Origin of the sequence: Salinivibrio sp. PR919, assembly GCF_001995355.1 — a bacterium.
Lineage (GTDB): Bacteria > Pseudomonadota > Gammaproteobacteria > Enterobacterales > Vibrionaceae > Salinivibrio > Salinivibrio proteolyticus.
This window is the reverse complement of sequence record NZ_MUFL01000010.1, coordinates 1-14,150: the sequence shown is the minus strand read 5'-3', so window position 1 is coordinate 14,150 and position 14,150 is coordinate 1. Positions and strand designations below refer to the sequence as shown.

Annotated in this window: 12 protein-coding genes and 1 pseudogene; 2 read left to right on the top strand and 11 right to left on the bottom strand. The window is 49.0% G+C overall.

What is annotated here, in order from left to right:
* Positions 1–18: 18 nt before the first annotated feature.
* The 4 genes from BZG83_RS03120 to BZG83_RS03105 all read right to left on the bottom strand — a co-directional run bounded on the left by BZG83_RS03120 (position 19) and on the right by BZG83_RS03105 (position 3,137).
* Positions 19–1,680, bottom strand: coding sequence for an acyl-CoA dehydrogenase family protein (locus BZG83_RS03120; protein WP_108744044.1), 1,662 nt, complete (start codon positions 1,678–1,680; stop codon positions 19–21).
* Positions 1,681–1,752: 72 nt separating this feature from the next.
* Positions 1,753–2,184, bottom strand: a complete 432-nt coding sequence (locus BZG83_RS03115) for a VOC family protein (protein WP_077479331.1) — start codon at positions 2,182–2,184, stop codon at positions 1,753–1,755.
* 98 nt (positions 2,185–2,282) lie between these two features.
* Positions 2,283–2,576, bottom strand: a complete 294-nt coding sequence (locus BZG83_RS03110; protein ID WP_077479330.1) for a hypothetical protein — start codon at positions 2,574–2,576, stop codon at positions 2,283–2,285.
* Positions 2,577–2,588: 12 nt separating this feature from the next.
* Positions 2,589–3,137: a lipocalin family protein gene (locus BZG83_RS03105; RefSeq protein WP_077479329.1), complete on the bottom strand. Its 549-nt coding sequence runs from the start codon at positions 3,135–3,137 to the stop codon at positions 2,589–2,591.
* A gap of 226 nt (positions 3,138–3,363) precedes the next feature.
* On the opposite strand from BZG83_RS03105, the gene BZG83_RS03100 reads away from it, so the two are divergent.
* Complete coding sequence (locus BZG83_RS03100) at positions 3,364–4,143, top strand: TerC family protein (protein WP_077479328.1); 780 nt, start codon at positions 3,364–3,366, stop codon at positions 4,141–4,143.
* Here BZG83_RS03100 and BZG83_RS03095 read toward each other — a convergent pair.
* The 4 genes and pseudogenes from BZG83_RS03095 to BZG83_RS03080 form a co-directional block, all read right to left on the bottom strand.
* Complete coding sequence (locus BZG83_RS03095) at positions 4,140–4,466, bottom strand: DUF4144 family protein (RefSeq protein ID WP_077479327.1); 327 nt, start codon at positions 4,464–4,466, stop codon at positions 4,140–4,142. The two genes, BZG83_RS03100 and BZG83_RS03095, sit on opposite strands and share 4 nt — an antisense overlap.
* Entirely contained in the window at positions 4,463–4,825 is a 363-nt protein-coding gene (locus BZG83_RS03090) for a DOPA 4,5-dioxygenase family protein (protein ID WP_077479326.1), read from the bottom strand. Before BZG83_RS03090 ends, BZG83_RS03095 begins: the two co-directional genes overlap by 4 nt.
* Positions 4,826–5,008: 183 nt before the next feature.
* Positions 5,009–7,416 (bottom strand): annotated as a pseudogene (locus BZG83_RS03085) (VolA/Pla-1 family phospholipase).
* A 15-nt stretch (positions 7,417–7,431) separates the two neighbouring features.
* A complete protein-coding gene (locus tag BZG83_RS03080; RefSeq protein WP_077479325.1) occupies positions 7,432–8,673 on the bottom strand; it encodes an outer membrane protein transport protein in 1,242 nt (413 codons plus the stop codon).
* A gap of 293 nt (positions 8,674–8,966) precedes the next feature.
* Between BZG83_RS03080 and BZG83_RS03075 the strand changes: the two genes are divergently transcribed.
* A complete protein-coding gene (locus BZG83_RS03075; RefSeq protein WP_077479324.1) occupies positions 8,967–9,440 on the top strand; it encodes a peroxiredoxin in 474 nt (157 codons plus the stop codon).
* Positions 9,441–9,482: 42 nt separating this feature from the next.
* Here the strand turns inward: BZG83_RS03075 and BZG83_RS03070 are convergent, their stop codons facing one another.
* From BZG83_RS03070 to BZG83_RS03060, 3 genes are all read right to left on the bottom strand, one after another.
* Entirely contained in the window at positions 9,483–11,117 is a 1,635-nt protein-coding gene (locus BZG83_RS03070) for an acyl-CoA synthetase (RefSeq protein WP_077479323.1), read from the bottom strand.
* Between the two features lie 145 nt (positions 11,118–11,262).
* On the bottom strand, positions 11,263–13,350 hold the full coding sequence (locus BZG83_RS03065) for a TonB-dependent siderophore receptor (protein ID WP_077479322.1): 2,088 nt from the start codon (positions 13,348–13,350) through the stop codon (positions 11,263–11,265).
* 153 nt (positions 13,351–13,503) lie between these two features.
* Positions 13,504–14,016, bottom strand: a complete 513-nt coding sequence (locus BZG83_RS03060) for a prolyl-tRNA synthetase associated domain-containing protein (protein ID WP_077479321.1) — start codon at positions 14,014–14,016, stop codon at positions 13,504–13,506.
* Positions 14,017–14,150: the final 134 nt, after the last annotated feature.

Here is a 14,150-nt window from a genome sequence, read left to right as displayed (position 1 = left end):
CTTTAAGTGGCTTATTGCTTATCCGCTGGACTGCGGCATCGCGCGAGAGATGATCGCGGTCATATCAATGTGCGAAGGGAGCGTACCATATTGATGATATTCTGACGTTTCGACACGCGCTTGCACGAAGGACTCGGCAATGTCTGGTTCTCCATAACGCAACAGTGTCGCAGCTTGCCACAGTATCGCCATTTTCTCTATCACTTGGCGAGCACGATAAGCTAACATCTCAGCATTACCTAGGTGTCGTTCCAGAAGATCTACCGCTCTATCAAAAGCGTCATTCGCCCCTGTCGCACAGCGTAATTCTGCAATGAAGACCGATAAGGTATCCGGCTCTCGAGTCAGCACTCGGAGTAAATCCRAACATTGCACATTACCCGATCCTTCCCAAATGGCGTTAACAGGGGCCTCACGATAAAGCCGACTGGCGACATTTTCGTTTACATAACCCACCCCACCCAAGCACTCCATCGCTTCGTAGGTATGCTGTACCGCGCGCTTACAAATCCAATATTTACCAATAGCCGTGCCAATCCTAACCAAGGCGGCTTCATGTGGGTTATCCAGTTGTTCAAGCGCCCGAGCCAATCGCATGGAGAGCGCGAGCGCGGCTTCTGACTCTAAGGCCAGATCAGCCAAAACATTTTGCATTAGTGGCTGATGGTGCAAAGGTTTACCAAATACCTCACGACCTGCAGTATGCCAAATGGCTTCTTTGGTGGCTTGTGCCATAAGAGCGCTAGAGCCTATCATGCAGTCATAGCGCGTTAATGCCACCATTTGAATAATGGTTTTAATCCCCTTTCCTGGCTCACCTAACAGCCACCCCTGCGCATCACGAAACTCAATTTCCGAACTGGCATTTGATTGGTTTCCTAGTTTGTCTTTTAAACGTTGAATGTGAATCGGGTTTTTACTCCCGTCTTCTCGCCAACGTGGAACCAGGAAGCAGGACAAACCGTGGTCAGTTTGTGCGAGAAYAAGAAAGGCATCACTCATGGGTGCTGAACAAAACCATTTATGCCCCACCAGTGAATAACGTTTACCTCCTCCGGGCGCTTCACAAGGCGTTGCATAGGTTGTATTAGCCCGCACATCCGATCCTCCTTGCTTTTCGGTCATTGCCATTCCGATAGTGACACCCGCTTTCTCAAACCAAGGAATGTTACGTCCATCGTAGCGACCACTCACGATTTTAGGCAGCCATTTTTCTGCGATATCTGCTTGAGCTTGTAATGCGGGTACGCTGGCAAATGTCATGGTGAGCGGACAGCCAGAGCCCGGATCGGCATGGGTGTGAAGAAATGCCATGGCAGCACGAACCACATGACGCCCCGAGGCTTTTTCACACCAAGGCATGGCGCAATGGCCATACTCGATAGCATGTGCCATGAGTTGATGATACGCAGGATGATAATCAACCTGATCAATGCGATAGCCAAAGCGGTCAACAGGCCGGAAAGTGGGCAGAAACTGATTAGCATCCATACCCGCCTCTAACAGGTCGCCGCCAATACGTTCACCAAACGAGGTTAAACGGTCTTTTCCCCATTGCCCGCCAAATTGCGCGACCCAATACTGTAAAATACGGTCCGCAGTGAAGGCATTATAATTTTCCAACGGCTTTGGTTGATTAAAAACAACATGTGTATCCGATTGATGGTTTTTGCTTTCCATAGCTTGTTGCGCTCTCCATGTCATTATCGAAAGTCATCATGTAAGTAGACGACGCGTTCACCTTTATGACTGTCACTCGTCCAAGACAAGGCTGCCGTTATCATCAAACTGCCAACAATCGCCATAAGCGACTTCCCAAAGGTAGTTATCCGGATCGGCAAAGTAGCCGCTGTAGCCTCCCCAAAAAACGTCTTGTGCGGGTTTAACAATACGACCGCCACATCGCTCTGCCAACGCCAACACCTCATCCACTTCCTCTTTGGACCGCGTGTTATGGGCCAACGTAATGCCACCAAAACCCGTCTCCGCCACAGCTGTGCCAAGTTTAATGTCATCAGCCAAGGCATCAATGGGGTACAGCGCCAAGCGTGTGCCTGCCGTACTAAAAAACACAATCCCCTCTTCGGGATGACTATGCGTGGGAAATCCCAACTGGCGATAGAAATCATAAGAGTGAGAGAGATCTGCAACCCCCAATGTGATGATACTAATTCGTGCTTCCATACCGTTGCTCCTTCGCTTAATCGGTAGGGGCATTACCTCGCTTCGATATCACACTGTAGCGTGTCAGCCAACCGGTAAGTGTGCGAATAATCACAGCCTTACAGAGTGCCTAACTGGACATGGCGCGTAATGTTTTTCAGTGTGACCCCTGCAGCTGCAAGACGAGATTGCATATCATCCAGTGCGCGCTGGTAGCCATCACTTTGCTCAAAGCTAGATAGCGTTTGCCTGTCTTTAAACATCAGCCGCACGGTTAAGCTTTGTGGAAAGCGTTGATAATTCACCTCATGCGTGAGCCATTCAAACCCCTCGACCTTTTCCATTGTCAACTCACAGACGTCAGTCAGTGCTTCTCGAATAGCTTTGTCATACTTCTTGTCTGTTTTTCGCATGATGCTTCTCTTCTACTGCTGGGTTTTCTTGTGTTTGGGATCCGTGCGGCTGTGCTCGACAAAAATCAGCTCTTCGGTGGCAAAGCCTCGCTGTTTCGCCGCTGCAATAAACTGCTCTTTCACGGACTCCGAGACAGTTGGCGTGCGCGATAACAGCCATAGGTAATCGTGGTCAGGACCCGAAATAAAGGCATATTGGTAATCATCATCCAAATCAAACACCACATAGGAGCCATAGAAAGGACCAAAGAAGGATACCTTTAGGTACCCCGTCTTATCGTTTTCAACGAAGTACGCCTTGCCTTCTGCCTCTTGCCATTGACCCTCTTCACGGCTGTAGCCACGATTAATCACTTTGACGCCGCCGTCTTCACGTAAGCTGTATGTTGCGGTGACATCCGATAAACCCCGCTCAAAAGAGTGATCCAGTCGCGCGACCTCATACCAAGTGCCTAAATAGCGGTTAAGCTCAAAGTCGTTGACGGGAGTGACTTGTTTCGGCATGCCTAAACACCCAGTTAACATTAAGGACAATAACCCAATCATCCAGCCTCTTTTCATTGTTATTCCCTCTTTAAATCCAACATGATGAGTCTTACTCAGCAACAGGTTTGATCGTTTACATGCTTTGTCAATTTTTGGTCAACTCGCTGTTTTTCTGCTTGCCAAGGCGCCAAAGTGGTGCTTATATAAGCGCTCTTTAGTCACAGAGGTAATCACAATCCATGGACAGCGACCGATGTCGTGTTATGCCCTCCCCCGCTTCCTTTAACGAGGAGGTAATCGTATGTTAACACTCTTTATGGAACCCCAAACCTGGGTGGTCTTTTTTACCCTTCTGACCCTTGAAGTGGTGTTGGGTGTCGATAACTTAGTCTTTATCTCCGTATTGTGTGAGCGTCTCCCCAAAGAGAAACGCCGCTTCGCGCGTACCTTGGGTATTGGTCTTGCCGTGATCAGCCGGATTGGCTTGTTGCTATCCATCGCTTGGGTCATGTCGTTGACTGCGCCACTGTTTACGATTGGTACGGAACCGGTTACCGGTAAAGACCTTATCATGCTGTTTGGCGGTGGCTTTTTGCTGCTAAAAAGTGCCAAAGAGCTGTGGGTATGGCTGGGTCATGGCGAACCCGTGAGCCACTCGACACAAGTACGCACCGGTATGGCAGTGATTTTGCTGCAGATCGTTGCGGTAGATGCGGTGTTCTCGATGGACTCAGTGATCACTGCGGTCGGTCTCACCCAAGATGTGCCCGTGATGGTCGCCGCCATTATTACCGCCGCCATCATTATGATGATCGCGGCCGAACCCGTAAATAATCTGGTCAGCCGTTATCCTGGGTTTAAAACCTTGGCCTTGCTGTTCTTAGTGCTACTCGGCGTGCTGCTGATGGCCGAAGGTGCTGGCATCCATATCAACAAAGGCTACGTGTACGTTGCGATGGCATTTGGTTTGATACTTGAGCTCTGCCACATTCGATTGCGTAACAAGCAGCGCTTGAACATCAAGCGTATTCGTCCGCACTTTTCGTTAAAAGTGTCACGTCGGATTGCTGACAGCCGTTAATTCTCAGGGGCCGTCGCCACACTCTTGATGGCGGCGGCCCTATCTTTAAACTGGATTTTTCCCACACAGCATTGACCCAATTGCGCATAGTGCGCTTGGACACGCGCCACGAGCTGCTCAAGTGGCATGACTTGCCCACTTGGCTGCCAGTGCTGCCCCCCGTCTTGGCTCAACCAGCAAATGCCTTGGCTATCCACCAGCCGATCGTCTTCAGTGATCACGCTGTCACTCAGCGCCTCAAGCGACGCCGAGTCTGACGCGTAAGATAGTTCGTCATCGCCATGCCAAATCAGCAGTGCTGGATATTCAAGAAACGCATTCATTGCTTGGGCTTAAACATGGCCAAATTGAGTTCAACAGACGGACCCATCCAACCCACGTGAGCCGTATGGTCAATGTAGTCATCGCCCGTCACGCCATGCAAAAACACGGTTAAATCACCGCGATGCACCTCAAGCCATGCCATCACCTCGTCAAACGCAGCCTTATCAAAGGCGATTTGGAAGCTCCATCTTGGGTGTGGGCCAACGCATTTGCGATGAAAGCGGCCAAGGTCGATGGGCAGTGACGATGCAGCGGCAGCCTGATAGATAATATCCGCCTGCGCTTCGGTCTCGGCCTCATAGTAGACATGCGCGTGGTAAGCCTGATGGACATTGGGAAAAGCGTGTAAAGAAGACATAAGCATCATTCGATTCAATACGGTGGAATTGAGAATAGTTTACGTGAAACCAAGGCAAAGAAATAGTGACGAACGGTGTGGCTATTTAATCATGGCGTTAGTCAATACAACATCATGTCATGATAATAAGAAAAAAGCGGCCGAAGCCGCTTATAAAGGATACTGCTATTTCGTTACGGTCACTTAATTTACTACTGAGCCATCAATGTTCCCCGGATTGAGTGCACCCGCAGCGCCAAACTCAACCGCTTGACGGATCATTTCAGCGTGCACGGCTTGCTCAGCAACTGCCTCCGATTGCGGGAAGATAAAGGTGCTATGGCTCGCGTTTTCCCCTTTAAAGGTGACAAAAGAACTACTCCCTGCCTGCACAGGCGAACCCGTATCCACTGCTTCGCTAGGCACTTTATCAAGGAACTTTCTCGCTAATGGCTCAGAACCAGCGAAATTATCAACGATGCCCGGAACCGTGTAGGCGACGTTGTTCGGTACCGTGTCATCCCCATCGACTTGTTGCATATAAATCGGCGTGGTGCTGCCATCAATATAGCTTGCATTTGTATAGGGATCGACGGTATCGAGTAGCGTCTGTGCGGCATAATTAAATTGCTGAATCACACCCTGAACCTCGGCTTTCGCACTTGCTGAGCCGGTTGACTCGAATGTCTCGTAACAGCTCACATTATTTTCTGCGCTATTATCGAGCGTGCAATTGTCACCGGCAAAGGTCTGATAGGCGGCACTGCCTTTAAAAGCAACGCTGTGCTTAATCAAAGGACCAAACTTGTCTGACCCGAGAAGCAAGTTAGCAATCTGCCCCCCAGAATTCGCCACGCTTAGCGCAGAGAAACCATAGTATGTGCCCGCCGCATTGTCACGGTTTGCCGCCGCAAACGCAGTGGTACCAACAATACCGCCCAGTGAATGACCTAGTAGGCGTGAATTCCGAATGTTTAGATCTAATACTGTATTTGTGAGGTTCGATTCATCGTTATGTAACGCTGCACGCACACCCATTAGATCCAGCGCACTCTGACGTACATTATCACGCGCCACGGCCAAGTTGTTAAGGTTCAGGTACGCTGTCACATCCACGTTGGCAGAGCGCTTCGCATCTAAGCTACGCTCGCCATGAAGCGGCAAATCAATCGCCATAATGGCTTGATTGGCATTGGCAAAGTTAGGCGCAAAGAAGTACGCATTTTCTTTTGCCGAGGTAATGCCGTGCTGATAAACCGTGAGTTGGGTATTGCTATCAACGGTTGCTGGTGTAAACAGCAAGAAGGGCACCTCTTGCACCGATTTAATCTGCGGCACTGGGCTGTAGCGGGTAATAATCCGCTCAGGGTCTAATTGACTGCCGTCGGCTTTGGTTAGCGTCACACCAGCCAACTTGAAAAGCTCGTTGACGATCTGTGATTTATCGTTACCGGTTAACACAGCAACATCGACACCCGCCTCAGTCAACTGCGCGGCAATGGTCGCTTTTTGCTCAGGGTCTTGCAGGGCATTCAACACCTTCGCCAAGCTAGGGGTGGCAGACTCAAACGGTTGGCTATTCCAGTTGCTATCCGTTTCCAAATAGTAAGGTAGCTTGATGGTGCCTTTGCTCACATTAACATTGACGCCGTTAAACGCTGCTTTAAGCGTCGCCTTAATATTATCGGCATCATTGGGATCGAAGTACTTGGTAAACTGGGCATCGGCGTCCAATGCCGTATCGTAATCCTGAGTGCCGGTAATATCGATGGTGTAGGCATCCGATAAATCAGCATTATTGGGGTTGGCGCCCGCTTTCCACACAGCAGCAAGGTTCCCTGCAGTTAAGCCATTTGCCGTCGCTAGCTTGGTGTAGTTAAGCTGTCACCTACCGATTGGGTGGAGAACCAGGTGGAGTAGACGATGGGTGAATTAGCCCCCGCGGCCTGCGCCAGCTGTTCAACACCTTTAATAACCGTTGCCGGTTTTTCTAACGCAGTATCGGTATAATCTTTATTGGTCGACTTAAGCGATGCATAGCTCGTTGACGTACCGACGGGATTGCCATTGATATCCCTCATCTCATCGGTAATCACCACAATGTATTCACTGCTCGGTGCTAAGTCGCTAGTGGGTAATATCGTCAGTGTGTCTGTCGCCGCACTGGTGATAGCATTGAAATCGCTACCGAGCGTTAGCACCTTTTCTGGCCGCGGATTCTCCCCAGTCAGCGATTCAGTTAGCTTCACCAGATAAACACCGCCAGAGACAGGGCCATCGGCCAACCCCGCGCCTTTAAAGTCGAACACCAACGGCATGGTAGTCGACCAACCATCCATGGTATTCATCGCCGCACGCGGATTGCTTAGTGTATTATCTCCATCAGTGGGTAAATTTAAAGTGCCGTCGTTTGGGTTCATTAATAAAAAGGTGGGCACCGGGACAGATTGATTTTTCCCCTGTAAGGTAAAATCGATCTTGGTGTCACGATCAAGTAGGGCTTGGACCTCAGCATTAAAGTCAGGATTGGTCGAGCTGGTCTTATCATCCCCACAGCCTGCCAATAAAAGCGCAGCAGCCACTATCGATAACGAAAAAGAATGCTTTAACATGAACGGGCTCCCATTTTAAAAGGTATAATTGAGTTGCACTGCGCTTAAATACGCATCGCCTTTCGATGAAATATCTACAGGGCCGCTACCTTTACTCGTCTCTGTAAAGTTTCCATCACGGCTTCTAATCCAGGTAATCGCCGCATCAATGGTTAGATCTGCATTGTATTGGTAGGTAAAGCCAGTCGAATACCAATAACGGTCCGAATCAGGAATACTCAGGGTCGCTTTACCCGCTTTTTCATCAAAGGCGATCCCTGCGCGCCCCGTCCACGCATCATTAAACTGATAGGTACCGCCGAGTGAAAGGCGTACGTTATCTTTATATTGTTCGTCTTTATAAAAGCACTGGTTCGCTGTGCCATCATTACACTGGCTAGACGTTGCTTTTAGCTCTTTAAATGAACGCCAGCCTGTCCGTTTCCAGCTGTAATGCATGGCAAAGTCATCGGTTAACTGATGAAACCCTGATACTTCATAAATTTCCGGTAGGTCGAGCTCTAGATCACCCTTCCCCTTCGACGGTGAAGAGATCCCTGTGTCAAAAGTATTGAGATCACCGTCTTCAAATTCGAGTGCCACTTCAGAGCGGTAGCCAAATCCAATGCGATGATCATCATTAAAGTGATAGGTGGTGCCCACATTAAAACCATAACCAACTGCATCACCTTTTAACGACAGTAAGTTATCTCGCTTATCTCCACCCAGCGCAGCGGCTAATGCGCCTTTATATCGGGTGAGTTCTGCTTTGGCATATACCAAGCTTAATCCTGCGCCGACACTCCAATTGTCGTTCACTTGATAAGCAAGTGCAGGGTTTAGGTTTGTGGTCAATAAATCCGTATGACCGGCAATATCACCTATTTGAAGGTCATCCGGATAATCTGTTGCAACACCATAAGTGGTATATAAGCCGATACCCCATGCCCATTTATCGGTTTGTGGCGACACATAGTAAAACGCGGGCACGGCTTTGACCGGCGCAACGTCTTTGGCTTCTTCGTTATTGGTTTTATCTTTGATTCGAATATGGGGATCAACAATATGAATGGCACCGGAAACTTGGCGTTTTTCTAATAACATCATATTGGCCGGGTTTCGGGCGAGAGTGGATGCGTTATCAGCAATGGCGGCTTCGCCAGAATAAGCACGTCCAAGGCCAGTTGCTGAATGTTCAGCGACCTGAAACCCTGCCCCATGAGCTTGAGTCGCGGCGATAATGCCAACCGCTATCGTTGAGAGCTGCTTCTTGTTCACTAGTCGGACCTCCGAGGTCTCTTGTTTAGTCTTAGACTTGGATGTTATTTGTATGTAAACAGTATGTCAAACGATTGAATTATCTCGATCAATGACAAGGCTGAGGATTATAGGGCCTAGATCACAAAGTAAAAGTTGTTATTAATTGGTAAGACCAGTATGCCGAGATTGAGCAAAATCGACGCAGAGTTAGACTAAAACCCCATCAAAACGCGGTATTTTCAAAGCGTGAATAAGCGTAAACTCGACGGTAGGAGTACAACGTTCAATAACACAATGACAAAGGAGCCACCATGATTGAGCAAGGACAACCTTTACCGACATCCACACTCAGCGAACTCACTGCTGAAGGAATGCAAACCCACGATATCCCTGCCCTTTTCGCCAACAAGAAGGTTGTGCTGTTCGCGGTGCCGGGTGCCTTTACCCCGACCTGTTCAGAGTCACACTTACCGGGCTTTGTGGTGAAAGCGGATGAGATTAAAGCAAAAGGCGTCGATATGATTGCTTGCGTCTCCGTCAACGATGCCTTTGTGATGCAGGCGTGGGGCGAAGCACAAAACGCCAATCAGATTCATATGCTGGCTGACGGTGATGGCAGCTTTACCAAAGCACTAGGCTTGGAAATGGACTCAGGTAAGTTTGGGGGCATTCGCTCGCAGCGTTATGCGATGGTGATTGACAATGGCATCGTCACGCATTTGAACGTTGAAGCGCCAAAAAGCTTTGACGTCTCCAGTGCCGAGGCGATTCTCGCCCTGCTGTAGCGGTTAGCTGGCGGTGGCGTCTTCTCGCCACCGCTTCGTTATTTACACTGACTTTTCAGTGACTTTACGACGAAGTACATACTTTTGCACTTTGCCCGTCGAGGTTTTCGGGAGCGCGGTAAAGATCACCTTTTTCGGTGCCTTGAAGTGCGCCATTTGTTCTCGACAAAAAGCAATAATGTCTGCTTCAGTTACGGCTGATGCTTCGGTCGTTTTGACAAACGCACAGGGGACCTCACCCCACTTTTCATCGGGCATCGCAATCACCGCCACTTCTTCAATATCAGGGTGTCGGTACAGGACGTCTTCCACTTCGATACTGGAAATGTTCTCCCCGCCACTAATGATAATGTCTTTAAGTCTGTCCTTGATTTCGATGTAATTATCGGCATGCCATACCGCTAAGTCGCCAGTGCGAAACCAGCCGTTACTCATGGCATCTTCCGTCGCGCTCGGATTCTTTAGGTAGCCTTTCATGACGATGTTACCGCGAACAAAAATCTCACCCAACGTGCCGCCATCTTTTGCCACTGGTTTAAACGTCACCGGATCGGCAACCATCAGTCCACCTTGCATTGGGGCCCTTACACCTTGGCGCGCTTTCATGCGTGCTTTTTCTTGTTGCGAGAGTTGATCCCAGTGGTGTTGCCAGTCACACACCACACAAGGGCCGTAGGTTTCAGTGAGGCCATAAACGTGGGTCACTTCAATCCCCATCGCTTCCATCCCTTCAATCACAGAAGCCGGTGGTGCCGCCCCTGCGGTCATTGCTTTAACCGTATGGTGAATCTCAGCTTTTAGCGCCGGATCTGCGTTATTCATCATGTTCAGCACAATCGGCGCACCACAGAAATGGGTCACTTTATGGGTTTTTATCGCATCAAAGATAGGCTCTGCCCGCACATGCCGTAGGCTGACACTTACCCCCGCCGTTGCAGCCACCGTCCATGGGAAACACCAACCATTACAATGGAACATGGGTAGCGTCCAAAGATACACAGGGTGCGCATCCATATTCCAAGACAACACATTACTCACCGCATTCAGATGGGCACCGCGATGATGATAGACCACCCCTTTTGGGTTGCCGGTTGTGCCTGAGGTGTAATTGAGTGAAATAGCTTGCCATTCATCGTCTGGCAATGCGTACTGATAATCACAATCGCCTTGTGCTAAAAAAGTCTCGTACGTAATTTCACTGATACATTCGCCATGTGGATAGAGCGGATCATCAATCGCAATCACCAGTGGACGGTGTTTGATCATTTTTAATGCCCGCTTTGCGACTGCTGTCATCTCCTTGTCGACGATAAAAACTTTGCTTTCCGCGTGTTCAAGAATAAACGCGACGGTTTCCGCTTCTAGCCGAGTGTTAATAGTATTGAGTACGGCACCTGTCATCGGCACGCTAAAATGCAACTCAAAGACTTCGGGAAGATTGGGGGCCATCACCGATACCGTATCACCCAGTCCGATGCCGGCCTGGCTTAATGCCGAGGCAAATTGGCGACAACGCTGATCCACTTGCTGCCAACTCCAACATAAATGACCATGAACGCTAGCCGGATAATCTGGATAGACGCTAGCGGCTCGCTCGAGGAAAGAGAGTGGGCTCAGTGTTTGATAATTGGCTGGACTTTTGTCCAAGCCAAGTTCATAGATGTTACTGGCTGACATAACGCGCTCCTTGCTGACTTTGTCTAGATAACTAGATCAACCTAGCATGTCATCAAGCTTACGCTATACAACTTAAGTCGATATGGTGGCGAGAACACAAAAAGGCCCAGCAATGCTGAGCCTCGGTAATTAATGATACGTGAAGTTAGAAGTGTAATGACGCGCCAAGCACAACTTTGCGCTCTTCGCCCAACGTGGTTTTATTTTGTACACCACCGGCGAGATAGCTTTCGTTGAAGAGGTTTTCAACATTCACACTCAGTTTCAAGTCCGTTTGTTCACCGGCTTTGATAGTATGGCCCACACCTGCATTCACCGTGGTGTAACCTGGCTTATGATAAGTGTTTTTCATATCGCCATAACGGTCACCGACATAACGCGCACCTACGTTCACATAGGTTTGGTTATCGACATCATAGCGTGACCAAATGCTGGCGCCCCACTCTGGTGTGTCAGCAGGCTGTTTGCCATCGTTCGCCGGGTTGAATGGGTCTTCGATGCGCGCATCTAAATACGTCGCTGAGCTATGCACTGACCAACTGTCAGTCACTTGACCGGCAAGGCTGACCTCAACCCCTTTATGCGTTTGTTTACCTAATTGTGTGGTGCGTGAAGTGAGACTGCCTTGTCCGGTTATTGCCTCTTTGACCACTTTATTTTCTTGTTCAATTTGGAACAAGGCGGCACTGAATAACGCTTGGTCGTTCAGTAACGCTTGCTTGTAACCGAGCTCGTATAACTTACCTTTTACCGGATCCAGCGCCATGCCGTCATTGATATCGGTATCACTATCCACCGGGTTTTTCGGTTCAAAGCTCTCGGAATAAGTGACGTACAGGGTTTGTTCCGGTGACGGATGATACATTACCGCGGCTTTAGGCAACACGTTATAATACGTGTCCGTCTCGTTATCCTCGCGATCGTAGCGAAGCCCTGCAAGCAGCTGCCATTGTGGATTCAATGTCATTAAGTCTTGCGCATAAAAACCAATGGAATCAGTAGGATCAGGATCACGCGGAGTTGCTGTGCCATAATGGATGTCCGGCTCCGGATACGCACCACCAATCACGGCGGTTTGGTTTTTCTCCATCACACGCTGACCGACATAGTCATTACGCAGCGCATTGGAACCAATCAGCACTTGGTGATCGATATTCCCGAACTGAAATGCACCGGTGACATCAATATAAGCCGTATCCAGTACCCAATTGTCGTGACGGTCCATGGCAAAGTATTTGAACGATTGGGTATTGGCGTCATAGGTTTCACGCTGTCCAAATCCTTCATGGTAATGACGTTTATAGTCTTGGCGATTGTAGCCTGCTTTGACTTTCCAATCCGGCGTTAATTGGCTGACAATATCGACTCCGTAGTTCTCGACATCAATGTCCATGAACGACCAAGGTGCTTCCCAGATAAATTGGCTACCCAGTTGCGGTTTACCATTGATAATGTTGGCGCCGTTATCGCTGCTGCTGTCATCAATCACACGATCATAATGAAGAGAAAGCTGGGTATCGGGCGTGATGTCATAATCTAGCATCAAGCCTGCAATTTGACGATCGAGCTCAGGTTCACTGCCATCTAAATAGCGACGTAATGAGCCCTCGCTTTGCTTCGATAGCACCACCCGACCACGTAAGGTGCCGCTCTCGTTGAGAGAACCCGATGCATCGGCGACGGTGTGTTGATAATCGTTAGTACCGACTTTCTGGCTGATTGACGCTTGGAACGCTGCGGTTGGACGTTTGGTGACCATATTTACCAAACCACCCGGTGCGGACTTGCCATAGAGCAAACCTGCTGGTCCTTTTAATACCTCAACGCGTTCCATCAGCTCAACAGGATGACGATAATAAGACCATTGCTGCTGGCCATTACGCAGGTAGCCTGTTCCAGTATCAAGTTCAAAACCACGTAGCATGAAAATCTCACGATTGCGGTCCGTACCACCTACACCAATGCTGGCGTCATTTACCAACACATCTCCTAGTGTCGTGGCGTTTTGCTCTTGAATCAGCGTTTGATCCATCACAGCCACTTGGCCCGCTGTTTCTAGTTGGCTAACATCCATGCGCATTGCTGTTTCATTGCTATTGGCGTTGAAACGAGCCTGATGGCCTTCAACCACATAGACTTCATCAACCGGTTCTGTCGAGTTAGTTGCAGCTGCACTGGATAGGGGTGACAGCGCGACAGCCACAAAAACGGCAAGAGGGTGTTTTTTCAACATGAGACTTCCTGTAGCTAACGATTATTTGAACACACCGAAAAATAAACGATAACCAGTCTCATTTCTATTTGTTTTCACCTGTACGCAACTGATTGCACATTTCTTAGCCAGACTTGTATAGATCATGTTACAAAGACGCTAATTTTCATCAGCTTATTGATGATCCACTGTTTGATAATCTCGGCCTATAGCGCGTAACCAGCGGGCGAGATCTTGCGTGGCTATGACCCAAGTTTGATCATGACAAAAAGGCTGGCATTCCACCGCTTGGACTTGCCATATCGCATTCGCGATCACCAAACTCACGCGATGCTCAGGATCATTCATCACATCAAATACCGATACGGCACCTGATTGCGCTTGCAAATAGGTGTCGAGTTGCTGCGACGAGGCAAACGATAAGCGAGACGTGCCCAAGGCTTCACTCAATCCGGCTAAATTAACGGTGGCTTTGCCCGGTAACACCACCAAGAAAAACTGTTTACCCTTTCTGTCTTTCAACAGTAAGTTCTTGGTCGGGTTTGCATCAGTATGCAAACCGAGCGCGTCTGCTTGTTCACACGTATAGACAGGCTGATGGCGGTATATTTTTACTGAAATACCGTGCGCTTTGAGGCTTTGAAGCAGCGCAGCCTGTTGACCTGAAAGTGGTGGCGTCCCTGTCATAATCTTCCTTATTAGTTTGCTAGCTCGTCCCCATCCGTCCCTTACAGGCACAGACTGTTAGTTTTATCGTACGCCCAGCAAGCCCATATTCACTATTAGGCTTTCTTATGTGACTTAAGAATAATTAAATACAC

Excerpts from the sequence above, each read along its gene's own strand:
- BZG83_RS03115 (WP_077479331.1), bottom strand. The coding sequence starts at position 2,184 with ATGGAAGCACGAATTAGTATCATCACATTGGGGGTTGCAGATCTCTCT.
- BZG83_RS03110 (WP_077479330.1), bottom strand. The coding sequence starts at position 2,576 with ATGCGAAAAACAGACAAGAAGTATGACAAAGCTATTCGAGAAGCACTG.
- BZG83_RS03105 (WP_077479329.1), bottom strand. The coding sequence starts at position 3,137 with ATGAAAAGAGGCTGGATGATTGGGTTATTGTCCTTAATGTTAACTGGG.
- BZG83_RS03100 (WP_077479328.1), top strand. The coding sequence starts at position 3,364 with ATGTTAACACTCTTTATGGAACCCCAAACCTGGGTGGTCTTTTTTACC.
- BZG83_RS03095 (WP_077479327.1), bottom strand. The coding sequence starts at position 4,466 with ATGAATGCGTTTCTTGAATATCCAGCACTGCTGATTTGGCATGGCGAT.
- BZG83_RS03090 (WP_077479326.1), bottom strand. The coding sequence starts at position 4,825 with ATGTCTTCTTTACACGCTTTTCCCAATGTCCATCAGGCTTACCACGCG.
- BZG83_RS03075 (WP_077479324.1), top strand. The coding sequence starts at position 8,967 with ATGATTGAGCAAGGACAACCTTTACCGACATCCACACTCAGCGAACTC.
- BZG83_RS03070 (WP_077479323.1), bottom strand. The coding sequence starts at position 11,117 with ATGTCAGCCAGTAACATCTATGAACTTGGCTTGGACAAAAGTCCAGCC.
- BZG83_RS03065 (WP_077479322.1), bottom strand. The coding sequence starts at position 13,350 with ATGTTGAAAAAACACCCTCTTGCCGTTTTTGTGGCTGTCGCGCTGTCA.
- BZG83_RS03060 (WP_077479321.1), bottom strand. The coding sequence starts at position 14,016 with ATGACAGGGACGCCACCACTTTCAGGTCAACAGGCTGCGCTGCTTCAA.